This is a genomic window from Stenotrophomonas maltophilia group sp. RY12688 (genome assembly GCF_052149045.1).
Classification (GTDB): domain Bacteria; phylum Pseudomonadota; class Gammaproteobacteria; order Xanthomonadales; family Xanthomonadaceae; genus Stenotrophomonas; species Stenotrophomonas sepilia.
Genome location: NZ_CP197389.1, coordinates 449,530 through 475,789, shown reverse-complemented (window position 1 = coordinate 475,789; position 26,260 = coordinate 449,530). Strand labels below are relative to the sequence as shown.

25 protein-coding genes are annotated in these 26,260 nt (G+C 67.6%); 10 read left to right on the top strand and 15 right to left on the bottom strand.

The annotated features are described in order from the left end of the window. Window positions 1-178: 178 nt before the first annotated feature. Together alr and ACS0OT_RS02175 are read right to left on the bottom strand one after the other, a co-directional pair. On the bottom strand, window positions 179-1,246 hold the full coding sequence (alr, locus tag ACS0OT_RS02180) for an alanine racemase (RefSeq protein ID WP_053498060.1): 1,068 nt from the start codon (window positions 1,244-1,246) through the stop codon (window positions 179-181). Then, window positions 1,225-2,529 carry a D-amino acid dehydrogenase gene (locus ACS0OT_RS02175; RefSeq protein ID WP_005415120.1) on the bottom strand — a complete coding sequence of 435 codons (1,305 nt, stop codon included), beginning with the start codon at window positions 2,527-2,529 and terminating at the stop codon, window positions 1,225-1,227. Before ACS0OT_RS02175 ends, alr begins: the two co-directional genes overlap by 22 nt. A gap of 149 nt (window positions 2,530-2,678) precedes the next feature. Here ACS0OT_RS02175 and ACS0OT_RS02170 point away from each other — a divergent pair, with 149 nt between their 5' ends. Then, complete coding sequence (locus ACS0OT_RS02170) at window positions 2,679-3,158, top strand: winged helix-turn-helix transcriptional regulator (protein WP_005407919.1); 480 nt, start codon at window positions 2,679-2,681, stop codon at window positions 3,156-3,158. A 111-nt stretch (window positions 3,159-3,269) separates the two neighbouring features. Here the strand turns inward: ACS0OT_RS02170 and ACS0OT_RS02165 are convergent, their stop codons facing one another. Next, window positions 3,270-3,449, bottom strand: a complete 180-nt coding sequence (locus tag ACS0OT_RS02165; RefSeq protein WP_065186685.1) for a lana protein — start codon at window positions 3,447-3,449, stop codon at window positions 3,270-3,272. A 143-nt stretch (window positions 3,450-3,592) separates the two neighbouring features. Continuing rightward, complete coding sequence (locus ACS0OT_RS02160) at window positions 3,593-3,964, bottom strand: classical arabinogalactan protein 4 (RefSeq protein ID WP_065179272.1); 372 nt, start codon at window positions 3,962-3,964, stop codon at window positions 3,593-3,595. Window positions 3,965-4,104: 140 nt separating this feature from the next. On the opposite strand from ACS0OT_RS02160, the gene msrB reads away from it, so the two are divergent. The 5 genes from msrB to ACS0OT_RS02135 all read left to right on the top strand — a co-directional run bounded on the left by msrB (window position 4,105) and on the right by ACS0OT_RS02135 (window position 7,341). Then, entirely contained in the window at window positions 4,105-4,572 is a 468-nt protein-coding gene (gene msrB, locus ACS0OT_RS02155; RefSeq protein ID WP_005415117.1) for a peptide-methionine (R)-S-oxide reductase MsrB, read from the top strand. Window positions 4,573-4,663: 91 nt separating this feature from the next. Then, window positions 4,664-5,518 (top strand): flagellar motor stator protein MotA, encoded by an 855-nt coding sequence (gene motA, locus ACS0OT_RS02150; protein WP_005407915.1) that lies wholly within the window; start codon window positions 4,664-4,666, stop codon window positions 5,516-5,518. A 3-nt stretch (window positions 5,519-5,521) separates the two neighbouring features. Then, on the top strand, window positions 5,522-6,460 hold the full coding sequence (motB, locus tag ACS0OT_RS02145) for a flagellar motor protein MotB (RefSeq protein ID WP_065186684.1): 939 nt from the start codon (window positions 5,522-5,524) through the stop codon (window positions 6,458-6,460). A gap of 97 nt (window positions 6,461-6,557) precedes the next feature. Then, window positions 6,558-7,052: a hypothetical protein gene (locus ACS0OT_RS02140; protein ID WP_005415115.1), complete on the top strand. Its 495-nt coding sequence runs from the start codon at window positions 6,558-6,560 to the stop codon at window positions 7,050-7,052. A 13-nt stretch (window positions 7,053-7,065) separates the two neighbouring features. Beyond that, window positions 7,066-7,341: a DUF4031 domain-containing protein gene (locus tag ACS0OT_RS02135; RefSeq protein ID WP_005415114.1), complete on the top strand. Its 276-nt coding sequence runs from the start codon at window positions 7,066-7,068 to the stop codon at window positions 7,339-7,341. A gap of 107 nt (window positions 7,342-7,448) precedes the next feature. Here the strand turns inward: ACS0OT_RS02135 and ACS0OT_RS02130 are convergent, their stop codons facing one another. Beyond that, window positions 7,449-7,991 (bottom strand): DUF6630 family protein, encoded by a 543-nt coding sequence (locus ACS0OT_RS02130; RefSeq protein ID WP_053498070.1) that lies wholly within the window; start codon window positions 7,989-7,991, stop codon window positions 7,449-7,451. A 90-nt stretch (window positions 7,992-8,081) separates the two neighbouring features. Here ACS0OT_RS02130 and ACS0OT_RS02125 point away from each other — a divergent pair, with 90 nt between their 5' ends. Then, the gene (locus ACS0OT_RS02125) at window positions 8,082-8,330 is read left to right on the top strand and encodes a DUF3297 family protein (RefSeq protein ID WP_005415112.1); all 249 of its coding nucleotides are present in this window, start codon (window positions 8,082-8,084) and stop codon (window positions 8,328-8,330) included. 79 nt (window positions 8,331-8,409) lie between these two features. On the opposite strand, the gene ACS0OT_RS02120 is transcribed toward ACS0OT_RS02125, so the two are convergent. From ACS0OT_RS02120 to ACS0OT_RS02110, 3 genes are all read right to left on the bottom strand, one after another. Beyond that, complete coding sequence (locus ACS0OT_RS02120; protein ID WP_005415111.1) at window positions 8,410-10,059, bottom strand: Na+/H+ antiporter; 1,650 nt, start codon at window positions 10,057-10,059, stop codon at window positions 8,410-8,412. A gap of 117 nt (window positions 10,060-10,176) precedes the next feature. Next, window positions 10,177-10,965: a dioxygenase family protein gene (locus tag ACS0OT_RS02115; RefSeq protein ID WP_442256024.1), complete on the bottom strand. Its 789-nt coding sequence runs from the start codon at window positions 10,963-10,965 to the stop codon at window positions 10,177-10,179. Between the two features lie 31 nt (window positions 10,966-10,996). Beyond that, complete coding sequence (locus tag ACS0OT_RS02110) at window positions 10,997-11,407, bottom strand: DoxX family protein (protein WP_065196179.1); 411 nt, start codon at window positions 11,405-11,407, stop codon at window positions 10,997-10,999. 95 nt (window positions 11,408-11,502) lie between these two features. On the opposite strand from ACS0OT_RS02110, the gene ACS0OT_RS02105 reads away from it, so the two are divergent. Beyond that, window positions 11,503-12,384, top strand: a complete 882-nt coding sequence (locus ACS0OT_RS02105; RefSeq protein WP_164093520.1) for a LysR family transcriptional regulator — start codon at window positions 11,503-11,505, stop codon at window positions 12,382-12,384. 92 nt (window positions 12,385-12,476) lie between these two features. Here the strand turns inward: ACS0OT_RS02105 and ACS0OT_RS02100 are convergent, their stop codons facing one another. After that, entirely contained in the window at window positions 12,477-15,539 is a 3,063-nt protein-coding gene (locus ACS0OT_RS02100) for a bifunctional diguanylate cyclase/phosphodiesterase (RefSeq protein WP_442256406.1), read from the bottom strand. Window positions 15,540-15,716: 177 nt separating this feature from the next. Between ACS0OT_RS02100 and ACS0OT_RS02095 the strand changes: the two genes are divergently transcribed. Next, complete coding sequence (locus ACS0OT_RS02095) at window positions 15,717-17,828, top strand: M13 family metallopeptidase (RefSeq protein WP_188239204.1); 2,112 nt, start codon at window positions 15,717-15,719, stop codon at window positions 17,826-17,828. Between the two features lie 110 nt (window positions 17,829-17,938). Here the strand turns inward: ACS0OT_RS02095 and ACS0OT_RS02090 are convergent, their stop codons facing one another. Then, the gene (locus ACS0OT_RS02090) at window positions 17,939-18,868 is read right to left on the bottom strand and encodes an oxygenase MpaB family protein (RefSeq protein ID WP_005415105.1); all 930 of its coding nucleotides are present in this window, start codon (window positions 18,866-18,868) and stop codon (window positions 17,939-17,941) included. Window positions 18,869-19,177: 309 nt separating this feature from the next. On the opposite strand from ACS0OT_RS02090, the gene ACS0OT_RS02085 reads away from it, so the two are divergent. Continuing rightward, window positions 19,178-19,792 carry a hypothetical protein gene (locus ACS0OT_RS02085; RefSeq protein WP_164093522.1) on the top strand — a complete coding sequence of 205 codons (615 nt, stop codon included), beginning with the start codon at window positions 19,178-19,180 and terminating at the stop codon, window positions 19,790-19,792. A 39-nt stretch (window positions 19,793-19,831) separates the two neighbouring features. On the opposite strand, the gene ACS0OT_RS02080 is transcribed toward ACS0OT_RS02085, so the two are convergent. The 5 genes from ACS0OT_RS02080 to ACS0OT_RS02060 form a co-directional block, all read right to left on the bottom strand. Beyond that, window positions 19,832-20,176 (bottom strand): hypothetical protein, encoded by a 345-nt coding sequence (locus tag ACS0OT_RS02080; protein WP_065179265.1) that lies wholly within the window; start codon window positions 20,174-20,176, stop codon window positions 19,832-19,834. Between the two features lie 33 nt (window positions 20,177-20,209). Then, window positions 20,210-20,980 (bottom strand): LytR/AlgR family response regulator transcription factor, encoded by a 771-nt coding sequence (locus ACS0OT_RS02075; protein WP_005415102.1) that lies wholly within the window; start codon window positions 20,978-20,980, stop codon window positions 20,210-20,212. Beyond that, window positions 20,970-22,229: a sensor histidine kinase gene (locus tag ACS0OT_RS02070; RefSeq protein WP_061478621.1), complete on the bottom strand. Its 1,260-nt coding sequence runs from the start codon at window positions 22,227-22,229 to the stop codon at window positions 20,970-20,972. Before ACS0OT_RS02070 ends, ACS0OT_RS02075 begins: the two co-directional genes overlap by 11 nt. Window positions 22,230-22,514: 285 nt before the next feature. Beyond that, window positions 22,515-24,164, bottom strand: coding sequence for a M28 family metallopeptidase (locus tag ACS0OT_RS02065; protein WP_164093523.1), 1,650 nt, complete (start codon window positions 24,162-24,164; stop codon window positions 22,515-22,517). A gap of 440 nt (window positions 24,165-24,604) precedes the next feature. Continuing rightward, window positions 24,605-26,260, bottom strand: a complete 1,656-nt coding sequence (locus ACS0OT_RS02060) for a CsgG/HfaB family protein (protein ID WP_164093140.1) — start codon at window positions 26,258-26,260, stop codon at window positions 24,605-24,607.

Here is a 26,260-nt window from a genome sequence, read left to right as displayed (position 1 = left end):
GTAGGCCCATCGGCAGGTGTCGACCTTGATCGACACGCATTACAGGGCGCCGACCAAGGTCGGCCGCTACCAGAGTCGCGCCCGGCGCCCCGTACCGGGCGACCGCTACGCGTAAAGCCCATCGGTAGGTGTCGACCTTGGTCGACACGCATTCAAGGCGCCGAGCGTGGGCTCGGCTCTACACGTACACCTTCGCCACACGCTTGACCGCGCACGGCAGCTGGTAGGCACTCACGCCACAGCGCGGCGCAAGCTCCGACAGCGTCGGCGCGCAACCCCACAGCTCCACCACGCTGCCGATGCCGGCCTGCGGATGCGCGGTCAGGTCCACCGTCAACATGTCCATCGACACGCGCCCGATCAGGCCGCCGGGCTGCCCGTCGATCAGCACCGGGGTGCCGTTCGGGGCGAACTGCGGGTAACCGTCGGCATAGCCAAGCGCGACCACGCCTACGCGGGTGCGTGCCTTGGCCACGAAGCGTGCGCCATATCCCACCGGTTCACCGGCTTCGATCCAGCGCTCGGCGATCACCTTGGACTGCATCGTCATCACCGGGCGCAGGCGCGCGGTCAGCGCGGTGCTGTCCGGCAGCGGGTTGGCGCCGTACAGCATCAGGCCGGGCCGCACCCAATCGCTGCGCACCTCCGGCCAGCCCAGCAGCGCCGGCGAATTGCACACGCTGGTCTCGCCGTGCAGGCCGTCGATGGCGCGCGCGAAGGTGGCGGCCTGCTCGCGGGTGCGCTCGCTGTCCAGTTCGTCGGCACGTGCCAGGTGGGTCATCAGCACGATGCGCTCGACCTGCGGCAGCGCCGACAGGCGTGCATGCGCCGCGCGGAAGCTGTCCACGTCCAGGCCGAGGCGGTGCATGCCGCTGTCCAGCTTCAGCCACACCGTCAACGGGCGCGGGCTGTCGAACGCCGCCAGTGCCTCCACTTGCCACGGCGAACCGACGGCGAACCAGAAGTCATGCTCGGCCACCAGCGCCATGTCGCTGGGCTCGAAGATGCCTTCCAGCAGCAGGATCGGCGCACGGATGCCGGCCTGGCGCAGCTCCAGTGCCTCTTCGATGGTGGCCACGCCGAAACCATCGGCCTCGCCTTCCAGCGCCTGCGCACAGCGCACCGCGCCATGCCCATAGGCATCGGCCTTGATGATCGCCAGCGCCTTGCCCCCGCCCAGTTCACGGGCGAGGCGGTAGTTGCTGCGCAGGGCGCCCAGATCGATCAGCGCGCGGGCAGGACGCATGTGCGGTTCTCGTGTTGCGGCGCGTGACCGTACTGGCCGTAGCGGAAAATATCCAGGCCTTCGGTGCTGATCTGCGGCTGTCGCGCGCTCATCAGGTCGGCCAGGTAGCGGCCCGAGCCGCAGGCCATGGTCCAGCCCAGCGTGCCGTGGCCGGTGTTGAGGTACAGGTTGCGGAACGGCGTGGCGCCGATCACCGGCGTACCGTCCGGCGTAGCCGGGCGCAGGCCGGTCCAGAACTGCGCGCGCGACAGGTCACCGCCCTTCGGGTAGAGGTCACGGACCACCAGTTCCAGGGTCTCGCGTCGGCGCTGCGACAGCGACAGGTCGAAGCCGGCCACCTCGGCCATGCCGCCGACACGGATGCGGTCGTCGAAGCGGGTCACCGCCACCTTGTAGCTCTCATCGAGGATGGTCGAGGTCGGCGCCATCGCCGGGTCGGTGATCGGCAGGGTCAGCGAGTAACCCTTCAGCGGGTACACCGGCAGGCGCATGCCCAGCGGTGCGACCAGCGCCGGTGAGTAGCTGCCGAGCGCAACCACGAAGCGGTCGGCGGTTTCCAGCTTGCCGTCGATGCGCACGCCGGTGATGCGGTCGCCATCGAACTCCAGGCCGGTGATGTCCTGGTCGAAGCGGAATTCAACGCCGGCATCCACGCACATCTGCGCCAGGCGGCGGGTGAACAGTTGGCAGTCGCCGGTCTGGTCACGCGGCAGGCGCAGCGCGCCGACCAGGCCATCGACGTGGGCCAGGGCCGGTTCGGCCTGGATGATGCCGGCCCGGTCCAGCACCTCGTACGGCACGCCGTACTGGGCCAGGATCTCGATGTCCTGCGCCGAGGCATCCAGCTGCTGCTGGGTGCGGAACAACTGGGTGGTGCCCAGGTCGCGGCCTTCGAATTCGATGCCGATCTGCGCGCGCAGCTCGTTCAGGCAGTCGCGGCTGTACTCGGACATGCGCACCATGCGCGCCTTGTTGATCGCATAACGCTCGTGGGTACAGTTGCGCAGCATCTGCCACAGCCAGCGGTACTGGGCCAGGTCCATGCCCGGCTTGATCGCCAGCGGCGCGTGTTTCTCGAACAGCCAGCCGATCGCCTTCTTCGGCACGCCCGGCGCCGCCCACGGCGAGGTGTAGCCGAACGACAGCTGGCCGGCATTGGCGAAGCTGGTCTCCAGCGCTGGGCCGGGCTGGCGGTCGATGACCGTGACTTCAAACCCGGCCTGTCGCAGGTACCAGGCACTGGTAGTGCCGATCACGCCGCTGCCGAGAACTAGGACTCGCATGGGACTTCTCCAACCCGATCATTCCCTGCACTGGAGCGTGCCGGGGCCATAATTGGGGAAGTATAGACAGCCAATACCAGTTGATTTGCCTGAATTGAAATCAACCGGCAGGATGTTCTCCTGCAATTCATTCCCCAAGGTTGACGGCCATGGCCACCCGTACCCGCGAACTGGACAAGATCGACCGCAAGATCCTGCGCATCCTGCAGGCCGAAGGCCGCATCTCCTTCACCGAGCTGGGCGAGCGGGTCGGCCTGTCGACCACCCCGTGCACCGAGCGGGTACGCCGCCTGGAACGCGAAGGGGTAATCACTGGCTATCACGCCCACCTCGACCCGGCCGCGGTGAAGGCCAGCCTGCTGGTGTTCGTGGAGATAAGCCTGGCCTACAAGTCCGGCGACATCTTCGAGGAGTTCCGGCGCGCCGCGCTGAAGCTGCCCAACGTGCTGGAGTGCCACCTGGTGTCGGGCGACTTCGATTACCTGCTGAAAGCACGGATCAGTGAAATGGCTTCCTACCGCAAGCTGCTCGGCAGCACGTTGCTGACACTGCCGCATGTACGTGAGTCGAAGAGCTACATCGTGATGGAAGAGGTGAAGGAGACGCTGAGCCTGCCGATTCCGGATTGAAGCTGGGAACCGGTTGGGGTCAGAGCCCGCTGCGCGGGATCCGACCCCGGTCGGCATCTGGCAAGGGGTCGGATCCCGCGCAGCGGGCTCTGACCCCGGTCATGGCGACAGTCAGCGCTGCTGCGGATGCTTCTGCGTGCGCTGTTCCTGCTGCTTGCCGCCCTTGTGCGGCGGCTGCGGCTCCATCTGTTGCTGTTGCTGTTGCTGCTGCGGGTTGCGGCCCTGCGGTTCCTTGCCGGGATGACGGTTCTGCTGGTTTTTCATGGTCGCGATCCAGTGGACGAAGGACATGCGGCGGCGGAATGCCGGCGCAGGGCCACGGTGGTCCCGCAACGGTTAATCGCAGGCGAAAAAGCAGTGATCGGCTGGATGCTGTTTTCGTGCGTTCAGCCCGCTCAGCGTCAGCCAGCAGCCAACCTTGGTGGCACCAGGACTCAGCGCTTGATCTGCTGCCCATCGCCGGCCGGCACGCTGTCGTAATAGCGGCCGGTGCGCGAATCGAACACGCGGTTCGGGCCGGCCGGGCGCACGCCCGGAACGATGCGGCCATTGCGGTCATAGACCTTGTCGGCCGGCTTCGGCACCGGCGTCGGCGCGACCCGGGCCGGACCGGTGGATCTGATCGGCTGCGCCGGCTGCGGCGACGGCAGCACCTGCGGTTGCGGGCGAGCGGCCTGTGGCGGTGGTGCCACGGGCTGCGGCGTCACGGTGGTCGCGCTGCGGGTCGCAGTCGGGTCGGCGGTCGGCACCTGCGCCAGCGCGACGATGGGCAACAGGGCCAGCAGCAGGGGAAGGATTGGTTTCATGGCACGCTCCGGCGTGGATCGCGTTCACCTTGCGCCCGCCCCTGTGTGCCGCCCATGAACGGCCATCACACTTGCAAGGTCGCGTCTTCACCCCCACGTTTTCCGCCATCCCCAGGCCATCGACCCCACGGAGCGCCGCCATGACCGCCTTCGACCTGACGCCCCCCACTGCCACCCAGACCGAGGCGCTGATCGCTGGCCTCAGCAGCGAGGAGCGCCGCGTGCTGCTGCAGCACGGCACCGAGGCGCCGTTCTGCGGCGTGTTCCTCGACAACAAGCGCGAGGGCGTCTACTGCTGCAGGCTGTGCGCGCTGCCACTGTTCCGCTCCAGCACCAAGTTCGATTCCGGCACCGGCTGGCCCAGCTTCTTTGCCCCGTTCGACCCGGCGCACGTGCGCGAGATCCGTGATACCAGCCACGGCATGGTGCGCACCGAGATCACCTGCGCGCGCTGCGGCAGCCACTTGGGCCACGTGTTCCCGGATGGTCCGCCGCCCACCTACGAGCGCCACTGCCTGAACTCCGTCTCACTTTCGTTCACCGGCAATGGCGAGCCCTGGCCCGATCCGTTGCAGCGTGGCGGCGCAGAAAGCGGCGTGGCGGGCTGAAACACCCCGCTGACCGATTTCACAGAATTCCCTCTTCAGAAAACCGGGCGACGGGCCGACAAGGAGATATCCCCTCTCCTTGCGTCGCCCCATGCTCATCATCGTTGGATTCCTGGTCGTCATCATCAGCGTGATCGGGGGCTACCTCGGTGCCCACGGCCGCCTGGGTGCCCTCTGGCAGCCCTATGAGCTGGTCATCATCGGCGGCGCCGCGCTCGGCGCCTTCCTGGTCGGTACCCCGGCCAAGACGGTCAAGCAGACCCTGCAGGCCATGGTGGGTGTGTTCAAGGGCCCGCGCTACAAGCAGCAGGACTACATCGATGTGCTCAGCCTGCTCTATGAACTGCTCAACAAGGCCCGCCGCGAAGGCTTCATGGCGTTGGAAGACCATGTCGAGCGCCCGGCCGAAAGCGCGCTGTTCGGCAACTACCCCAAGGTGCAGGCCGACCACCACCTGATCGATTTCATCACCGACTGCCTGCGCCTGATGATCGGCAGCAACATCGAGCCGCATGAGCTGGAACCGCTGCTGGAACTGGAGCTGGAAAAGCACCACGCCGAGGCCATGGCACCCTCACAGGTGCTGACCAAGGTCGCCGACGGGCTGCCCGGTTTCGGCATCGTCGCCGCGGTGCTGGGCATCGTCATCACCATGGGTTCGATCGGTGGCGACATCGTCGAGGTCGGTGGCCACGTGGCCGGCGCGCTGGTCGGTACGTTCCTGGGCATCCTGCTGGGCTACGGCTTCGTCGGCCCGATGGCCGCCGCGATGGAGGCCCGCGCCGAGCAGGACAGCCGCATCTACGAATCGGTCAAGACCGCCCTGCTGGCCTGCCTGCGCGGTTACAACCCGAAGATCGCGCTGGAGTTCGCCCGCAAGACGCTGCCGTCGAACGTGCGCCCGGCCTTCTCCGATTTCGAGCAGCACCTGAAGACGGTCAAGTAAGCCATGGCCGAGACCAAGCCCACCGTCATCGTCCGCCGGGTCAAGAAGGCCGGCCACGCCGCCCATCATGGTGGTTCGTGGAAGGTGGCCTATGCCGACTTCGTGACCGCGATGATGGCGTTCTTCCTGGTGCTGTGGCTGATGGCCACCACCAACAAGAACGACCGTGCGGCCATTTCCGAGTACTTCCGCAACCCCAGCCCGTTGAGCGGTCAGAGCGCCACGCCGGCGCCCGGCATGGCCGGCCCGGGCGGCGCCAGCACCTCGATGATCAAGCTGGGCGGTGCCACCGACATTTCGCGTGGCAACAGCAACGACCCCTTCCAGAACCAGAAGGAAGCGGTACCGCAGCCGGTGGACCAGCAGCAGCGCGACAAGCAGCAGCTGGAAGCACTGATGAAGGAGCTGCAGGAAGCGATCAGCAGGAGCCAGGCCCTGGAGCCGTTCAAGGACCAGCTGCTGCTGGACCTGACCCCGGAGGGCCTGCGCATCCAGATCGTGGACAAGCAGAACCGGCCGATGTTCGACCTCGGCAGCGCCACGCTGAAACCGTACACGCAGCAGATCCTGCACGAGCTGGCCAACTACCTGAACCACGTGCCGAACCGGATCAGCCTGACCGGCCACACCGACATCACCGCCTATTCGGCTGCACGTGGCTACGGCAACTGGGAACTGAGCGCCGATCGTGCCAATGCCGCCCGCCGCGCGCTGGTGGACGGCGGCCTGGAGGACAACAAGATCACCCGCGTGGTCGGTCTGTCTTCATCGGTGCTGTTCGACAAGGCCGACCCGCAGAACCCGATCAACCGCCGCATCAGCATCGTGGTGATGACCCAGGCCGCCGAAGCTGCCGCCTTGGCCGGTGCCGGCCCGCAGGTGGGGCTGTCGGCGCCGACCGCCGACCCTGACGTGCAGGCCGCGCAGGGTGAGGCGCACTGAACCGGGGTCAGATCCCTTTCCCCTGGAAAGGGATCTGACCCCACCTGCGTGCGGCCGCTACAATGGCGGTCTTTCCGTTTCCAGGTGACCCCACCCCATGTCCCAGAACTCCAAGGCCAAGCGCGACAAGCGCAAGAAGCAGCAGGCCAAGCGCCCGTTCCTGCGCCTGAATGCCCAGCAGCAGGTGCAGAACCATGCCGTGCTGACCAACGAAGACGGCCAGGTGGTCGCCGCCATCGGCCTGCAGGGCCGCGAATGGCTGCTGGCCATCGGTGGTCAGACCATGGGCAACGCCGAGAACCCGGTGCCGATGCTGGCCATGCTCAAGCACCTGTCCAACGTGCAGGAAAAGGAAGGCCGCAAGGTCAACCTGGAGTATTCCGAGCTGCTGCAGAAGCTGCTGGACACCCTGGCCGCCGAATCCGGCCAGACCGCTGACGAGTACCTGGACAAGCTGGTGTCCGAGTTCGAGACCGTGGAAGCCGAAGAAGGCGAAGAAGCCACTGAGGCCGCCGAAGGCGATGTGGTTGAAGCTGCTGCCGACGCCGAGGCCAGCCCGGCCGCTGACAGCGACAGCAAGCCGCAGGCCTGAACCGGCCGCGGCGGTGACGGTCTACGTCGATGACGCGGTGCATCCCTGGCGCGGACAGCGCTGGGCGCACCTGATGGCCGACACCCTGGCCGAGCTGCACGCGATGGCGGCGCAGCTCGGCATCCCACCGCGGGCCTTCCAGAACAAGGCCAGCGGTGCCCACTACGATGTCACGGCCGAGCTGCGTACGCAGGCGATCGCGCTTGGCGCGCGGGCGATTTCCCGGCACACCGATCGTGACCTGGTCAAAGCGGTGATTGCCAACGCCAGGGCGCAGTACCGGCCGTAGGCGCGCTGCCGTTTGCCTCCTGTAGAGCCGAGCCCATGCTCGGCTGCTCTACGCGGACTGCAGCCGAGCGCGGGCTCGGCTCTACATGCGCAGCGCTGCCGGCCCGTTCAGAACGGGTCGCTGCCCAGTCGGATCTCCACGTTCAGCAGCGAGCACAGCGCCAGCATCGCGTCGTCGTCACGGGTCAGCGCCATCACGCCGGTGAAGCCGTCGCTGCCGGTATCCACGCTCCACAGCGTGTAGTTGTGCTCGCGCAGGCGGTCGAAGGCGGTGGACATCAGCTGCACACCGTCCAGGTCCTCGGCGAAGTCCTCGTCATCCAGGTCGCCGCCCCAGTCCAGCTGCAGGTTGAAGCGCGCCGACAGCTCGTTGACCGCCGACTGCAGCGATTCCAGGTCGTCGCGCTCCACCTCGAAACCGGACTGCCAGGCGATGGCGGTGAACAGCGCCGGCAACCAGTCGCTGTCCGCTTCCAGCGGCTGCCCGTCCTCGGACAGGTGCTCGCGCCAGCGGTTGAACTGCTGCAGGGCCAACTCTTCGTCGCCCGGGTTGATCAGCACCAGCAGGTTCCAGACCCGCGCCTCGAATCCATCCTCGTCGAAGTCGTGGATGTCTTCCTCGAAGTCGAAATAGTCGCTGTTGTCGGGCATGGCGGAACGTCCTCTGGGGCAGGCCGGCATTCTACGGTTTATCCTGTGCCGCTGAAGCCGGCCTTGGTGGCCGTCACTGTGAATGAAGCGATGAGCGATACCCCTCCCGACCACCTGGCGATCAATCCGGCCAGCCCCTTCCATGATGCACAGGCGCTGGAGCGCGGCGTCGGCGTGCGTTTCAACGACGTCGAGCGCGACAACGTCGAGGAATACTCGGTCAGCGAAGGCTGGATCCGCGTGCAGGCCGGCAAGGCCCGCGACCGCCGCGGCAACCCGATGACGATCAAGGTCAAGGGCAAGGTCGAGGTGTATTTCCTGGACCAGAAGCCGGAATAACCGGCTGTTCCGACCCGGGGTCAGATCCCTTTCCTGCGGAAAGGGATCTGACCCCGCTCGACGGCGCATGGCCGCCGAGTCACTCGCGCTTGCGCGATTCCAGCAGGTCCAGGTTGCGGATCAGGCGCCGCGAGATCTCATCGGAGATCACCCCGCGCCGGGTCAACCGGAACAGCTCCTCGCGCTCGGCATTGAGGCCGGCGCTGCGCAGCTGGCGGTAACCCAGCTCCATGCGCCGCACTTTCTCCGGGTCCACGTCGGGCCCGTCGTTGTCCTTCTCCAGGTGCCGCTGGTACAGCAGGCTCACCCGCGAGGCAGCGTCGTTGTACAGCTGCACGTTCTCGGTGTTCTGGTTCATCACCAGCTGCTGGCGCATGCGCTCGACCCCGGCCAGCGCAGCCTTGGACGACAGCCGGCGTGCCAGGTCCTCTTCCTTGCGCTCGCCCGAATCGGCCGGCAGCTGCAGGCCCTTCAGCAGCTGCGGCAGCGCCACGCTGGCGCCGACCAGCGAGAACAGGATCACCGCCGCGGCCAGGAAGATCACCAGGTCGCGCGCCGGGAACGCGCTGCCATCAGGCAGGAACAACGGCAGGGTCAGCACGCCGGCCAGGGTGATCGCGCCGCGGACGCCGGCCACCGAGGTCGCCACCACGATGCGCCAGTTCGGTGCCTCGCCGCGTTCCAGGCCTCGGCGGCGTGCACGCAGCAGGTTCCAGCGCAGCGACAACCATACCCACAGCAGGCGCAACAGGATCAGCGCCAGGTTGATCACCACCACGTACACCAGCAGCCACCATGCACTCTGGTGGCCGGACTCGTTCATGGTGGTGGTGGCGCGTTCGACGATGCCCGGCAGCTGCTCGCCCAGCAGCACGAACATGATGCCGTTGAAGCTGAACTGCAGCATGTTCCAGACCCCCGCACGCTGCACGCGCATGCTGCCGGAGACACGGCCGGTCAGCTCCACGTAGCTCATCGCGATACCGGCCGCCACGGCGGCGAGGATGCCCGAGGCATGGATTTCTTCGGCCAGCAGATAGGCCGCGAACGGGATCAGCAGGTTGACCAGCATCGCCGCACCCGGTTCCTCGCCGAAGCGGCGCCACAACCAGCGCTGGAACGTGGATACGCCCAGGGTGACCGCCACGCCCACGGCAAGGCCGGCCACCGCCACCCACAGGAAGGTCAGCGAGGCCGTGGCCAGCGAGAAGGAGCCGGTCATCACCGCCGCCACCGCGAAACGGAAGCAGACCAGGCCGGACGCATCGTTGAGCAGCGACTCGCCTTCCAGGATGTGCATCAGTCGCTTGGGAATCGGTGCCTTGGAGGCGATCGCTCCGACCGCCACCGGGTCGGTCGGCGAGACGATGGCCGCCAGCGCGAAGCACACCGCCAATGGCATCACTGGAATCATCCAGTGGATCAGCAGGCCGGCACCGATCACGGTGAACACCACCAGGCCAAACGCCAGTTCGAGGATCGCGCCCTTGTCGCGGAACAGGCCCTGCTTGGGGATGCGCCAGCCATCAAGGAACAGCAGCGGCGGCAGGAACAGCAGGAAGAACACTTCCGGCTCCAGCGCGTGGCCGCGGTTGAACACCCCGGCGATGACCGCGCCCAGGCCGATCTGCACCAGCGGCAGCGGCAACGAGAACGGGAGGACGCGAACCAGGTAGCCGCTGGCGACAACGGCCACCAGCATCGCCAGGACGACTTCAATGGTATGCATGCTTCTTCCAGGAAGCGGCGCGCGGGGAGGCTCGAAGGCCAGCGCCGGAAACCCGGAAAAAACTACCACATGCGGCCATGAGCGCGACGGCCGGGGCGGTCGCGCGTCAGCCCCGGCTCATGCCCCGTCGAAGCGGTACAGGTCCATGGCGAGGAAGCCGGCATCGATGCCGGCATCGATGCGGCGTGCACCGAAGCCGTCCTCGCCGGCTGCGCCCATCGCGAAGAACAGCGGCAGCAGGTGCTCGTCGGTCGGGTGCGCGCGTTCGGCGAACGGTGCCTGCAGGCGGTAGTCGAACAGGGCCTGGCGATCATCGGCGGCCAGGCGCTGCTCGACCCACTCGATGAAGGGCCGCACGTACGGCGCTTCCTTGCCGTCCTGGTAGTCGCCCCAGTCGTGCAGGTTGTGGGTGATGCTGCCCGAGCCGACCAGCAGCACGCCCTGCTCACGCAGTGGCGCCAGCGCGCGGCCCAGCGCGAACTGGTGCCCGGGGCCGAGCAGCGGCTGGATCGACAGCGGCACCACGGGGATGTCGGCTTGCGGGCGCAGCAGCCGCAGCGGCACCCACGCGCCATGGTCGAGGCCACGCTGAGGGTCGAGCGCCACCGGCAGGCCGGCAGCGGCGATGCGGCGGGCCACTTCTTCGGCCAGCGCCGGATCGCCGGGCGCCGGGTACTGCAGTTCGAACAGCGCGCGCGGGAAGCCGCCGAAGTCATGGATCGTCGGCGGCTGCGGATGCGCGCCGACCAGCGGCTGCCGACCCAGCCAGTGCGCCGAGGCCATCACGATGGCGCCCGGCGTCGGCAGGTCGCGCGCCAGCTCGGCCAGGCGCACGCCGACCTGGCCCGGATGCAGGGCGGTCATCGGCGAGCCGTGGGAGATGTACAACGAAGGCAGGCGGGACATGGAATGCTCCAGTTGCAGGATCAGGCGGCGATCAGCGCGAACGCAGGGTCCACTTGCCGTCGCCGACCAGGAACAGCACCACCAGCGCCAGTGCCCAGAACGCCGGGTATTCCCAGCCGCCGCCGGCATTGGCGAAACCGAAGCCGTTGGCGCCGTGCACGGTGACGATGGTGCCCAGCAGCAGCGGCACGCCGGCCAGGCCGACCCAGCGCGCGTAGATGCCCAGCAGCAGCGCAGTGGTGATCACCAGCTCGGCGCCGATGGTGAGGTAACCCAGCACGCCGGGCAGGCCCAACGATTCGAAGAATGCCGCCGTGCCCGCCGGGGTGAACACCAGCAGCTTGATCAGCGCATGGACCAGGAACAGCACGCCCAGGGCCAGGCGCAGCAGGGTGGCGCCGTAAGGGGCCAGCGGCGAAACGGGAGGGGGGGCGGTGTGCATGGGAAGCACCTTGAAGGGAGTGGATACAGGTTATTGCTACTTCACGAGCCGATAAATACGATCGTCTGACGGTATTTATTTCATAAGGCGCAACAATGGACACCCTCGAGGCGATGCGCGTGTTCGTAGCGGTGGTCGAGCGCAACGGCTTCAGTGCCGCGGCACAGGCCCTGGGCATGTCGACCGCCGGCGTCACCCGCCAGGTCGCGGCACTGGAAAAGCGCCTGTCCACCCGCCTGCTCCACCGCACCACGCGGCGGGTCAGCCCCACCAGCACCGGCGCCGCCTATTACGCCCAGTGCGTGCGCCTGCTGGCCGAGTTCGACGCGCTGGAGGCCAGCATCGGCGCGCAGGCGCTGGAACCCTCGGGCACGCTGCGCATCAACGCACCGGTCAGCTGGGGCATCGCCCGCCTTGGCCCGTTGCTGGCCAGCTACCGCGAGCGCTTCCCGCAGGTGGAACTGGACCTGGCCCTGTCCGACCGCCTGGTGGACATGGTCGAGGAAGGCTACGACGTGGCCATCCGCATCACCCGCGAGCCGAGCCCGGCGCTGATCGCGCGCCAGCTGGGCGAATCGCGGGTGAGCCTGTGCGCGGCGCCGGCCTACCTGGCTGCACGCGGTACCCCACAGACGCCGCAGGACCTGCAGGATCACGCATGCCTGAGCTACAGCTACTGGGCCGCTGGCGACCACTGGCCGCTGCAGGGACCCGGCGGTGAAGTGAAGGTGGCGGTGAACAGCCTGCTGCACGCCAACAACGGCGACGTGCTGCGCGAAGCGGCGATCGCCGGCATGGGTGTGATCCTGCAACCCGACTTCCTGCTGGAACACGCGCTGGCCGATGGCCGCCTGGTACGCGTGCTACCGGAATGGGAGGCCTCGCCGATCGGCATCTTCGTGGTGTATGCCAGCCGCAGCCACCTGGCGCCGAAGGTGCGCAGTTTCATCGACCACCTGGTGGAGGCCGGGGTGTAGCCGAGTCGGGTGCCTGCCGGCCAGCGGCCGGCACTACCGTCATGCTTCAGTCGGGTAGTGCCGGCCGCTGGCCGGCAAGTACGAAGCCCCGATCAGGCAGGGACTTCATCCAGCGCGTCGATGATCCGCTCCAGCGGCGCCGGCCGCCCCAGCAGGTAGCCCTGCACCTGGTCGCAGCCATGCGCAGCCAACCAGTCCAGCTGCCCCGGCGTTTCAACGCCCTCGGCGATGATGGTCAGGCCCATGCTGTGGCCGAGCGACAGCAATGCGCGGCAGATCGAAGCGTTGCGCGGATTGGTTTCCACGTCCGCCACGAAACTGCGATCGATTTTCAGGATGTCCAGCGGCAGGTGCTGCAGGTAGGACATGCTGGAATAGCCGGTGCCGAAATCGTCCAGCGACACGCTGATGCCCTGCTCGTGCAGGCGCTGCATGGTCTGCATCGCCTGCGCCGGCTTGCGCATCAGGCTGCTCTCGGTCAGCTCCACGTGCAGTGCGCCGCGGGCCAGTCCGAACTCCTGCTGGACGCGGGTGAATTCGGCCACCAGGTCGCTGTTGAAGAACTGCACTGCCGACACGTTGACTGCAATCGGCAGCTCGCCCCAACCGGCCTCGACCAACCGCCGCTGTGCCTTCGCCGCGGCGCGGATCACCCAGCGGCCCAGTGCCAGGATCAACCCGGTGTCCTCGCACAGCTGGATGAACTCGTTGGGCGGGATGAAGCTGCCATCGGCCTGCGGCCAGCGCAGCAGGGCCTCCAGCGCGGCCGGGCTGCCATCGCTGGCGTGCCGGATCGGCTGGAAGTACAGCTGGAACTCGTTGTCGATGGCGGCATGGATGCGCCCGGCCAGGCGCAGGCGGTCGGCCAGCCGCGTGGTCACTGCCGCATCGAACCAGACCACCACGTTGCCCTCGGCACGCGCCGCGTGCGCGGCCTGCGCGGCCATGCCGATCACCTGCTCGGCGCTGTGGCCGTCACCGGCAGTGTGCACGGCCACACCGATGCGCGGTTCGAACTGGTGCAGTGAATCCTTGCCACGCATCGGCGCTGACACGATCTGCAGCAGGTCATCCAGCACGCGCTGGGTATCGTGCTCGGCCCCGATCGCGAACACGAAGTCTTCCGCCGGCTGGAATGCCAGCGTGCCGCAACGCGCCCCCAGTCCACCGAGCCGGGTCGCCATCGACTGCAGCACCGCATCGCCGATCTCACGGCCCAGCGTATCGGCCACAAGCTGCAGGCCACGCAACTGCACGAAGGCGATGGTGTAGCCCTGCTGCTGCTCGTCCAGCTGTTCGGTCAGGGCGCGCACGTTGAGCAGGCCAGTGGCCGGGTTGTGCCGTGCCCGATAGGCCAGGTCACGCTCGTAGGCCAGCCGTTCGCTGACATCCTCGGCCAGCACGAGGCACGCGGGTTGTCCGTCGAAATCGAGCCTGGACAGGTGTGCGCGCACCTCGAACACACTACCGTCCTTGCGCCGGTGCAGGCGGACGGTCGCGTCCGGAGGATCGCCCACCTGTGCGCGCTGGATGGCACCACGCACTTCGTCCCAGCCTTCGCGCGGGCGGATGTCGAGGATGCTCATCGACAGAAACTCGTCGCGGCTGTAGCCGTACTGGCGCACCGCAGCGTCGTTGACCTCGATGAAGCGCAGCGTATCCGGGTCGAATACCCAGAACGGTGCAGGATTGCGGTCGAACAGCAGCCGGAAGCGGCGCTCGACCTCGCTCACCTGCTCGCGCGCCTGGTAACGCTCACTCAGGTCGGTCAGCGCGCCGATCATGCGCCGCTCGCTGTCGGCCACTTCCACCCGCTGCCCACGTGCGCCCACCCAGCGCACCTCGCCCCCGGGCAATACCAGGCGGAACACCTGGTCGAGCACGGCGCTGCCGGCGAATGCCTGGTCAAAGGCATGCTGCAGGCGCGCGGCATCGTCGCGGTGCACGCGTGCGAAGAAATCGGCCACCGGCAGCGCATCGGTCTGCACGCCAAAGATCTCGCGCGCCAGCGGCGACCAGCGCAGCAGTGCGGCGTCCTCATCCACGTACCAGGTACAGACACGACCAACCTGGTGCGCAAGACGCAGCTCGGCGTGGCCTGTTTTCAGCTCCTCGGCCATGGCCTGCTGGCTGCGGGTGCTGCGCCGCACGGCGTACAGCAGCACCAGCAACACCGCGATGTAAGCCAGTACGATCGCCACCGACGCCTGCAGGTACGGCCACCACGGCGCCAGTACGTCTTCGTCGGCCAGGCCGACCTGCACCGCCAGCGGGCTGTGTTCCAGCGTGCTGATGGTGATGATGCGCGGTACGCCGTCGACCACGCCCGGCACGCTTCCCAGCTCGACCACCGCCTGCGTGCCGAGCAGGTCACGGCGCGGCAGGTCGTAGCGGCGGCCCACCGTGCCGTGCGGATCAGGCACGCGGGCCAGCATGTAACCCTCGGCATCGCTGATCGAGACCAGTCCCTTGGGGCCGACATCGAGGCCGCCGACGATGCGTTGCAGTTCGCCACAGCGCAGCCGCGCCAGCAGCCAGCGCCCGTCGGCCATCGCCAGCGCCAGCGGCACCACCCAGCCGCCATCGCTGGCCCGCTGCGGCGGGCCGATGTACAGCGCGCTGCCCAGGCCACGGCGCTGCGGATCGGTCCACAGCGGCAGCTGCAGGTCGCCCGTGCCGGCCGTCAGCGGTCGGCCATGGCTGTCGAGCACGACGATGCTGTGCAGCTCGGCATGCCGGCGCAGCACGCCGCCGATGGAGGCATCCATCAAGGCCGGCGCCTGTACCGGCACACTGCGGAACACCTCGGCGGCGTCGGCGGCGATGCCGGACAGGGCGCGTTCCAGGTTGCGCAGCTCCAGCGCCAGCAGGCGCTCGCTGCCCACCGCCAGCGCGCGGCTCTGCCGCTGCGCCGCTTCCAGGCGGCGGTGGTAGTCATTGACCAGCATGAGGGTCAGGCCGGTCACCAGCAGAACGCCCAGCAGCACACCGCCCCAGGTGATGGCGCGCAGCGGCCGTGCCAACGCCCGTTTCAGCGCGGGCATCGGTTGATCTTCCTTGTGCAGTCGGCTGGCTTCATGCGCGAACGAATCCTCCACGTCCCCGACCTCAACGGCCGGCGGACGCCATTCTTGACGCCTGACCCCACCCTGCATGGCCACCTCCCCCGTGTCCACGCAGGGCTCCAGGGTCCAGCATGCACCACCCCGGTGACGGCGTGAAGATCGCGTCTGCGCGTTCAGCCAGATCCTGCACAGGACGGGCGGCGCAAGGACGCGGCCAGTGGCGCCGGAGCGGATTAGACTTGGGGTTTTCCGCTGCAAGAGAAGTCCATGTCCAAGCTGCGCCGTCCCACCCTGGCGCTGGCCATCGTTGCCAGCCTGTCCCTGGCCGCCTGTGACCGCCCGGCCGAACCGGCCGCCGGTGCCACCGCGCCGGCCGATGCCGCCCCCGCTGCGGCCAAGCCGATGCTGGGCAGTTTCGGCTTCGATGCCAGCGGCATGGACCGCAGCATCGCCGCCGGCGACGACTTCTTCGGCTTCGCCAATGGCACCTGGGTGAAGAACACCGAGATTCCGGCCGACCGCTCGCGCTTCGGCAGCTTCAACGTCATTGCCGAGAAGACCCTGGCCGACACCCGCGCCATTCTCGAAGGTGCCGCCGGCAACACCAAGGCCAGCGGTGACGACAAGCTGATCGGCGATTACTACGCCGCCTACATGGACGAGGCTGGCATCGAGCAGCGTGGTCTGGCGCCGGTGCAGCCGCAGCTGAAGGCCATCGATGCGATCGCCGACAAGGCCGGGCTGGCCCGCGCCCTCGGCGGCGACCTGCGCGCCGACGTCGACCTGCTCAACGCCACCAACTTCTACACCGACCGCCTGTTCGGCCTGTGGGTCTCGGTGGACATGCTGCAACCGGACCGCACCGCGCCGTACCTGGTGCAGGGCGGGCTGGGCATGCCCGACCGTGACTTCTACCTGGGCGATGGCCGCATGGCCGAGCTGCGCAAGCAGTACCAGGCCTACATCGCGCAGATGCTGCAGCTGGCCGGTGTGGCCGACCCGGCTGGCAAGGCGCAGCGCATCCTGGCGCTGGAAACGAAGATCGCGCAGGCGCATGCCACCCAGGAAGAAACCAATGATGTGACCAAGGGCGCCAACCCCTGGACCCAGGCCGACTTCAATGCCAAGGCGCCGGGCATGGACTGGAGCGCGTTCCTCGATGCGGCCGCGCTGGGCAACCAGCAGGACTTCATCGTCTGGCAGCCCAAGGCCGTGGCCGGCCTGTCCAGGCTGGTCGCCACCGAGCCACTGGAGGTGTGGAAGGACTACCTGGCCTTCCACGCGCTGGACCGTGCCGCCGCCTACCTGCCGAAGAAATTCGCCGATGCCCGCTTCGCCTTCCACGGCACCGCGCTGAGCGGCACGCCGCAGCAGAGCGACCGCTGGAAGCGCGCCGTGGATGATGCCAACCATGCCGTCGGCGAAGCCATCGGCAAGCGCTATGTCGAGAAGCACTTCGACGCCAAGACCAAGGAGCGCGCGGACGAGATGGCGAAGAACATCATCGCCGCGTTCGCCAAGCGCATCGACGCGCTGTCGTGGATGTCGCCGCAGACCAAGGCACATGCCAAGGCCAAGGTTACCGGCCTGACCGTGGGCATGGGGTATCCGGAGAAGTGGCGCGACTACACTGGCCTTGAGATCCGCCGTGATGACCCGCTGGGCAACGCGCAGCGCGCCGAGCTGTTCGAGTACCAGCGCAACATCGCCAAGCTGGGCAAGCCGGTCGACCACAGCGAGTGGGCGATGCTGCCGCAGACCATCAATGCGATGAACGTACCGCTGGAAAACCGCCTGGTGTTCCCGGCGGCGATCCTGCAGCCGCCGTTCTTCGACGGCGCCGCCGACGACGCGGTGAACTACGGTGCGATTGGCGCGGTGATCGGCCACGAGATCAGCCATGGCTTCGACAACGCCGGTGCGCTGTTCGATGAAACCGGCAAGCTGCACAACTGGTGGACCGCCGAGGACCTGAAGCAGTTCAACGCCGCCGGTGATGCGCTGGCCGCGCAGTTCAGCAGCTACGAGCCGTTCCCGGGCGTGCATGTGAACGGCAAGCTGACCCTGGGCGAGAACATCGCCGACGTGGCCGGCCTGGGCACCGCCTACGACGCCTACCAGCTGTCGCTGCAGGGCAAGCCGGGCCAGACCCTGGAAGGCTTCACCCCGGACCAGCGCTTCTTCCTCGGCTTCGCCCAGGCCTGGCGCAGCAAGAGCCGCGAGCAGGCGCTGCGCAACTCGCTGCTGACCGATGTGCATGCACCGGGCCAGTTCCGCGCACTGACCGTGCGCAACATCGACGCCTGGTACCCGGCGTTCGAGGTGAAGGAAGGCCAGAAGCTGTACCTGGCCCCGGACAAGCGGGTCAAGGTGTGGTGATGTAACCGGAACGGGCGCCGCAAGGCGCCCGTTTCACTTGCGGGTAGCTGCCAACCTTGGTTGGCGCTTCCGCGGCACCGCGTGAAAGGCGTGCCAACCAAGTTTGGCACCTACCAGGCAACCGCGGGCCACTCGCGCAGGATCTCCACCGGAGCGCCCATGCGTGCACAGGCGCGACTGGCCAGGCCATCGGGCAGTGCGCGGCGGAACAGCGGCGCCATGCCCTGCATCAGCTTCGCAGACGCCGCCGCCTGCGCGCGCTGGCGGCCACTGCGTTCAAGCATGCCTTCGGCCCAGTCCGGCAGCAGCGCCGCGCCCGCACCGAGGAACACCTCGCGCGACAGCCCCGGCACCGGTACCGGCAGGCGCACGCCGGACAGCACCTCCAGCACCTCGCGCGAGCGCTCATCCACACGCAGCTCCGGCTGACGTGCACAGAAGTACGCCGCCACTTCCGCTTCGCTGCGCGGCACATCCACCGCGCCCAGTGCCTCGGCCACGCAACGGTACTCGTCGTAATAGCGATCGGCGATGTGCGCCGGCACCTCGCGCCCGTAGCGTCGGAAACCCTGCAGGAAACCGAAGGCTTCGGTCACGTGCACCCAGGTCAGCAGTTGCGGATCGTCGGCGGCGTAGGGCTCGCCCTGCGCGGTCTGCCCGCGGATCTGCGCATGGATGCGGCGCACCTTGGCCACCAGCGCCTCCACCTCGCCGCTGGGCGCATAGCTGGTGCCGGCAACGAAGGCCGTGGTGCGGCGCAGCCGACCCACCAGGTCCTGGCGGAAATTGGAGTGGTCATAGACCCCGGCCAGCGCGCGTGGGTGCAGTGTCTGCAGCATCAGCGCGCACAGGCCACCGGCGAGCATCGAGGGGAATTCGGCGTGCAGCCGCCAGGTGACGCTGTCCGGGCCGAACCAGCCCGGGTCGCCCTGCGGATGGTCGTAATCGATGCCGCTCTGGCCGCGCGGGAAGGCGTCCAGTACCCAGCGTCGGATCGGCGCGGTGACGGGGCGGGAGAGTCGCTGCAGCAGAGCCGGCATCACAGGTCCAGGAAAGGCGGAAGAACAGTCGCGTCTTGCGCGGTTGGCTCCGATTCTCGGCGATCACGCCTCCGGCGGCGAGCCTCCCCGCTCAGCGACGGTTTCATGTGCGGCCGCAGCACGTTTCACCCTGCGACATCCTGTCGCAGGCTGCGACTGCGATGATGCAATGCATCAATTTTCACCCCCGCCGGGCAAACCCTTGCGCCGCTTGGCATTGCCCCCGTTGCACGGCCCGCTGGAAGTGCTAGAACTGGACCTGCCACACCGTCCAATGCTGATCGACGCACGTTCCACAAGGAGCCAGCCATGATTGCCTTGTTCAAGGGTTTGGGAATTCTGCTTCGCGACAACGAGCTCTACAGCAGCCCGTTCGACAAACAGGTGGCGCACTGGCGCAGCCTGAGCGAGCAGCAGATCCGCGATGAAGTGGCGGTGCTGGCCCAGGCCAAGTGCCAGTGGCTGATCGCCTCGATCGTCGGCTGGCAGGCGGCCTCGCTGCTGATCCTGGGCCTGATCGCCAACTACCTGTGGCGCGATGACTTCCATATCACCTTCACCCGCGTGGTGATCGTGTTCGGCTCGTGGGTCTCGATCCTGTTCGTGATCTGGTTCATGGCCAACATGTTCGATCAGCAGGCCGGCTTCGAGCGCTGGATGAAGGCGTTCAACAGTCGCGCCCGCATCAGTTCCAAGGCCGACAGCGTCGAACACGTGGCCGAGGCGCTGGACCTGGCCGAGCACTACCCGGAAGTGCTGGACTACAAGCAGGCGGTCACCGCCAGGCGCGAACTGCGCCACGAGGACATCCGCATCATGACCGAGATCGGCCGGATGAAGCAGCACTCCGAACTGGTCGGCCGCCTCAACCATGTGGGCGAGACCGAGCACCATCACGACCTGACACTGCAACCTGCCTACTGAGCCTTCAGGGAAGCGGGGGGACCCACACTGCCACCGTGATCACTCACGGTGGCAGTGTTCTATCGGGTCCTGGCTGACGCACTGGCGGAAGCCGTCGGGCAGGCCACGCATGGCCTCGGTCTTGCCTGCTGCAACTGCGAACCGGCGCAGCGGCGGTGCGGTACACGCCGCATCGGGGCTGCAGCCCGGATCGAGCACCAGGTAGTGGCAGGCACCACTGCTGCTGGCAATGCACTGGAAACGAGCCTCGCCATCGACGACGGTAGCCTTGCTGTACAGCGTGTCCACGCCGTTGGCGTGGGTGCGCGTGATCGAGGTGTTGCGGGACCTTTCGCAGCCGGCCAACGCCAGCACGACAATGCACGCAATCAACAGTCGGGGCATGTTCGTTCCTCGGTGAAGGGGATGCTGCTGCGGCTACATGCCGCGGAACAGGCTCATGAACGGCTGGCTGACCACCAGCGTCTCCGTGCGCCCGCGCAGGCGCAGCACGCCGCGCCCGGTATCGTCGCGGCTGACCGCCGCCACCGCCTTCATGTTGACGATGGTCGAACGATGGATCTGGCGGAAGTGCTGCGCATCGAGCACTTCCAGCAGCTCGCGCAATGGTGTGCGCAGCAGGCTTTCGCCGGTGGCGGTGACCACGGTGGTGTACTTGTTGTCCGCGCGGAAGTAGGCCACGTCTTCCAGCATGATCAGCTGCGTCTCGCGCCCGTTGCTGGCGGTGATCCAGGCCAGTGGCGGGCGCTCGGCTGCGCCCTGCGATGGGCCCAACCGCTGCAGCAGGCGCTCCAGCACGGCATCGTCCTGGCGCGTCGATGGCAGCCGCGACAGGATGCGCTCGCGGGTGGCCAGCAGGCGCTCGTCGCTGACCGGCTTCAACAGGTAATCCATCGCGCCCTGCTCGAACGCATCGATGGCGTACTGGTCGTAGGCGGTGACGAACACTACCTGGGTGCGCGGGCTCAGCTCGGACAGCGAGCGTGCCACCTCGATGCCGCTGATGCCAGGCATGCGGATATCGAGAAAGGCGATGTCCGGCTGCTTCTCGGCCAGCTGCTCCAGTGCGCTGGCACCATCCTCGCACTCGGCCACTAGCGCGAGGTCCGGCCACAGCCGGCCCAGCTGCTCCACCAGTGACTGCCGCAGCAGGTCCTCGTCTTCGGCGATCAGGGCTTCAAGCGGCATGGCTGCGCTCCTTGTGCGACTGCGGCAGGGTCATGGTCGCTGCCACGCCGCTGGGGAAGTTGGCGACGATCGCCACGCCGGCCTGCTCACCGCAGGTCAGGCGCAGGCGCTCGCGCAGGTTCTTCAGGCCGATGCCGGTACCACTGGTGCCCTGGCCGAAGCCGAGCCCATCGTCGGCCACGGTCACCGTCACGTGGTCATCGAAGCCGCGCGCCAGGATCCAGATCGTGCCTCCGCCGGGCTTGGGTTCAAGGCCATGCTTGATCGCGTTTTCCACCAGCGTCTGCAGCGCCATCGCCGGCAGGTGCACGCCATGCAGTTCGTTGGGCACCTGCACTTCCACCGCCAGCCGTGCACCCATGCGGATGCGCAGGATCTCCAGGTAGGCGCGGGTGCGTTCCAGCTCCACGCCCAGCGTGGACACCGATTCGTCCACCTGTGGCAACGAGCTGCGCAGGTACTGGATCAGGTGGCCGAGCATCTGTTCGGCCCGTGCCGGGTCGGTGCGGGTCAGCACCTGCGCATTGGCCAGCGTGTTGTAGAGGAAGTGCGGTTCCACCTGCGCATGCAACAGGTTCAAGCGCGCCACCGACAGTTCCTTTTCCACCTGGGTCTGTTCGGCCGCAGCCTGTTCGTCGCGGCGCTGGTCGGCGACGCGGCGACTGATCGCGCGGGTGACTGCTTCGGCGTTCTCGAAGTTGCTGCCCTCGTCCAGCGCCAGCAGGTCGGCCCACCAGCCGGCATCGGGTTCGAACAGCAGGGTAACAGTGCTGGTGCCCTGCCCCGGCGTGACCGTTGCCAGCACGCTGTTGCGCTTGATCGCCAGCCGCGCAGGCAGATTCCAGCGCGATGGCTGGCGGCCATTCCAGAGATCGACCCGGCGCACATAGGCGCGCACCTGCAGGCTGCCGGCCGAGCTTTCCACATCTTCCACGCGGGGTAGTTCGGAGATTGCCGCCTCCACCACCGAAAAGGCGTGGCCGGCGTCCATCGGCAGTTCGATCTGGCGGCGCTGGCGACCGGACAGGGTGGTGGCATCCAGGCGACCGGCCACCAGCCAGACCCGGCGGATGTGGGTGATGGCACTGCCCAGCGCGGAAATGATCAGGAACATCGCCAGCAGGCCGAAAATCCAGCCCGGGCCATCGTTCATGCCACTGAAGATGCCGCTCCAGACCATGCCAGCGACGAACAGCGCCGCAGCCCAGGCCAGCAGGTGACGGAACAGGAGTGAAAGGCTGGCGAACACGGCGGCGCCTTGGAGGAAGGGGGTGAGCCGAGCATAGGGCGGCCGGCCGGGCAAGCAAGCGCCCTGCGACGAAGGGCCGGAAAGTGCGGATGGAAGCCGCTATGGAAATGCCGGGAACGCGCCTGCGCATTCGCGCTGGCGCTCCCACGGCTCGCCTGCGCAAGCCGTGGGCCCCATCTCACCAGCACCCACACCCCCGCGCCTATGGCGCCGCCCCCTGACTCAGGGGACGGTTGCCCGGACCGAGTGCGGTTGCCGGCCAGCGGCCGGCACTACCGAACGCCCTTACTTGCGCTGGTCGGCGCTGGCGTCACGCACGGCGCGGAACGACTCGTCCTTGCTCCAGTTCGGCCAGCTGCGCGCGTTGGCCAGCTGGTTGCCCAGCGTGTACAGCACTTCCAGGTCGCGGGCGGCACCGGCGAACACCCAGTCCGGCTGCCATTCGTCGCCCTGCTGGTGGTAGCGCTTGGCGGTGTAGTCCTCGGAGGCCTTCTTGCCTGCGGCGACGCCACCGTCCACCCAGTCCTGGCCGGCCGACCAGGACAGTGCCGGCACGCCACGCTTGGCGAACGGGAAGTGATCGGAGCGGAAGAACAGGCCCGCTTCCGGCTTCGGGTCCGGCGTGTAGCGGATGTCCCAGCCCTTGGCCACGTCCTTCAGCTGGTCCAGCAGCTCGAAACGCGCGGCACCGTAGATGCCGAAGTCACGCGACGGGCCGAACGGCGCCATGCCGTCCATGTTGATCACCGCCACGGTCTTTTCCAGCGGGTACAGCGGATGGGTGGCGTAGTACTCCGAACCCAGCAGGCCCTTCTCCTCGGCGGTGACCGCCAGGAACAGCAGCGAGCGCTGCGGGCGCGTTTCCTTGGCGAAGCCACGGGCAAGCTCGAGCAGCGAGGCGGTACCGCTGGCGTTGTCCAGTGCGCCGTTGAAGATGCGGTCACCGCGCGCGTCCGGCTCGCCCACGCCAATGTGGTCCCAGTGCGCGCTGTAGATGATCGTCTCATCCGGATGGCGGCTGCCTTCCAGGCGTGCGGCCACGTTGTGCGAGGTGATCACTTCGGTCTTCACCGCGTACTTCGCGTCCAGGCTGGCGCCGGTCAGCGGCACCGGGGTGAAGTCGCGCTGCTGCGCCTTCTTCTTCAGCGCCTCGAAGTCCTGCCCGGCGGAGCGGAACAGCTCCACGGCCAGGTCGCGCTGGATCCAGCCTTCCAGCAGCGGGTGGCTTTCGGCCGGGTTGTCGCGCACCACGTCGAACATGGTGTTGGTGTTGGAACCGGCCACGGTGGCCCAGCCATAGGAGGCCGGTGCGGTCTCGTGCACGATCAGCACGCCCAGTGCACCCTGGCGCGCGCCTTCCTCGTACTTGTAGGTCCAACGGCCGTAATAGGTCATGCCCTTGCCGTCGAAATCACCTTGGCCGGTTTCGAAGTCCGGATCGTTGATCAGTACGACGGCAATCTTGCCCTTCAGGTCCACGCCCTTGAAGTCGTCCCAGTTGCGCTCCGGCGCTTTCACGCCATAGCCGAGGAACACCAGCGGGGCCTTGCTGATGTCGACGTTGCTGGCGCCGTTCATGGCGGCGCGCACGGCAATCTGCTTGCCCTGCTCCAGCGCAACGGTCTTGCCGCCCTGGTGCAGCGCCAGCTGCGGTGTGCCGACGATGTCGCCCTTGCGCAGCGGCACGGCTTGGGTCCACAGGCGCTTGCCGTCCTTGAGGTCACCGCCCGGCTGCAGGCCGGCATCGGCGAACTGCTTGCTGAGGAAGGCGATGGTCTTCTCTTCGCCGGCGGTGGCCGGCGAGCGGCCTTCGTAGGCGTCGGAGGCCAGTTCCTTGACGTCGGCGGAGATCCGCGCGCCATCGAATTTCGGGGTGGCCGCCATCAGTGCGCTCGACACCGACAGGGCCAGCACGCCCAGTACCACTCGTTTCATTGCTCTCTCCAGCAGGGAAATCTCTCTGGAGTGTAATGGGATTCGGCAGGGCTGCGCCCTGCACCCGCCGAAGCCAGGGCAGCAGCAACAGCTGGAGCAACAGCAACAGCAGAAGCAGGCATTCGGTGGGATGGCGGGGTGGGTCCGGTTGCGGGGGACGCCGTAAACCCCGCTCCGCGGTCCGGCCCAGCCGCTGGCGGCTGTGCGTTCGGGCGCTTGCGAAGCAATGCTTCGCAAGCAAAGCGCCCTCACCCTTGGGGGCTTGGCCGCGGCATTCATGCCGCGGACACCCCCGCAACCGGACCCACCCCGCCTTCGACAGATCTCTGCTGCTGTTGGTGGGTGTCGACCTTGGTCAACACGGACGGAAACACGAAGGGGTCAGATCCCTTTCCCGGCAGGAAAGGGCTCTGACCCCATCTGTGTGTTGCTTGGGCGTGTTACCAGTTCGGGTCTTCGGCCGGGGCGGCAGCAGGCTTGGGCTTCGGCTTGGCCACCGGGCGCGCGGCGGTAGCCGGTGCTGCCGAGGCCGTTGCGCCAGCAGCAGCGGCAGCCGGCTTGCTGCCCAGCTTCTGGCGCAGTTCGATCTGGCCCGGACGGAAGCCGCCGCGCATCGCGTCGACGCCATCTTCGATGGTGCCGTACGAGGTCTGCGCAGCCACGCGGTCGATGCGGATGGTGCAGCACGGGTGTTCGCTGCGGCCCAGCGAACGGCCGGTCTGCGGGTCCTTCAGTTCCTCGCCCAGGCGCACGGCCTGCCAGCGCTGGCCGGCCTGCACGGTGTCACCGCCTTGGCTCAGCACCACCTGGTCACCGTCCACCGACACCACCGATACCGGGAACAGCGTGGTGACGATGCTGGTGCCGATCTGGCCGGACAGCGATTCCATCATCGCCGCAGCCATGTTGCGGCCGTTGACCACACGCGGCAGGGTGCTCGGGCCGGTCGAGGCCAACTGGTGATCGAAGCTGTCGGACATCACCACCTGGCCAGTGGTGGCGTTGACCAGGCGCAGGGTGATGCGGCCGCCACCGGAGTATGAGGTCACCTGACGGTCGGACATGCGCAGGTTGCGCACGCTGCGCGGGTACTCGAAGCGTTCGATGGTCGGGATCAGGATCAGGTCGGTCGCCAGCTGCTGGCCGACGCGGGCAGTGTCCTGCAAACGCACGTTGCCGCTGTTGATGTGGTCGATCTCGGCCTGCAGTTCGTCGCCGAACTCGCGATCCAGCACGATGAAGCGCTGGGTCTGGGTCAGCGTGTCGGACAGGCGTGCGCGGATCGCGTCGGCCACTTCATCGGCGCTCACGCGGCCATCGCCCACGGCATAGCTGCCGGCCTTCGTACGCGGCAGCGCGACCACGATCTTCGGCTTGCCCTGCTCGTCCGGTGCGCGGTACTGGGCGATCTGGGCACGCACGCGTACCTTCCAGTAGCTGCGCATGCTGCGGTGGGTCACGTCGGAATCGAACGAGCTTGCGCCACGCTTGGCATCGACGCTGACCTTCTCGTCGTAGCGCTCCTTGACACTGGCCGAGGCACCGCCGCCCTTGGCCGTGGCTTCGCCAGAGGCGCTGGCAGAGGCCGAACCCTTGAAGCTCCAGCCTTCATCGCTGGCGCGCACGCGCGCGATGGTTTCCTCGTCCAGCTGCCGCACTTCGTCCTGCGACAGGATTTCATAGCCCAGCACCGCGCCCTGCGAGCCGGCGATCATCTGCTGGGTGAACGCGTCGGCGCGGATATCGCCGACGTGTTCGTCATCCACATCCACATGCAGGCCTGCACGCAGGCCCTGCATCTGGCTGGCCACGCGTACACCGTTGACCTGCGCCACCGCCGACTGCAGCGCCGCCAGCACCGCCAGTTCCGGGGTGCTGCCGATGCCGTCGGCCTCGCGCGCGACCTGGGTGGTGCCGCCGAAATCCGGCGTGCCACGCAGGGGCGCTGCTTCCACTGGCGCATTGCTGGCCAGTGCACTGGTTGCCTTGTCCTTGGCGGGTGTGGGCGCATCGGCGGCCGGGGTGTCCTGCTTGCCGCAGGCTGCAAGCAGCACGGCGGCCAGGCCCAGGCCGATCAAACGGGAGGTCGTACGCAT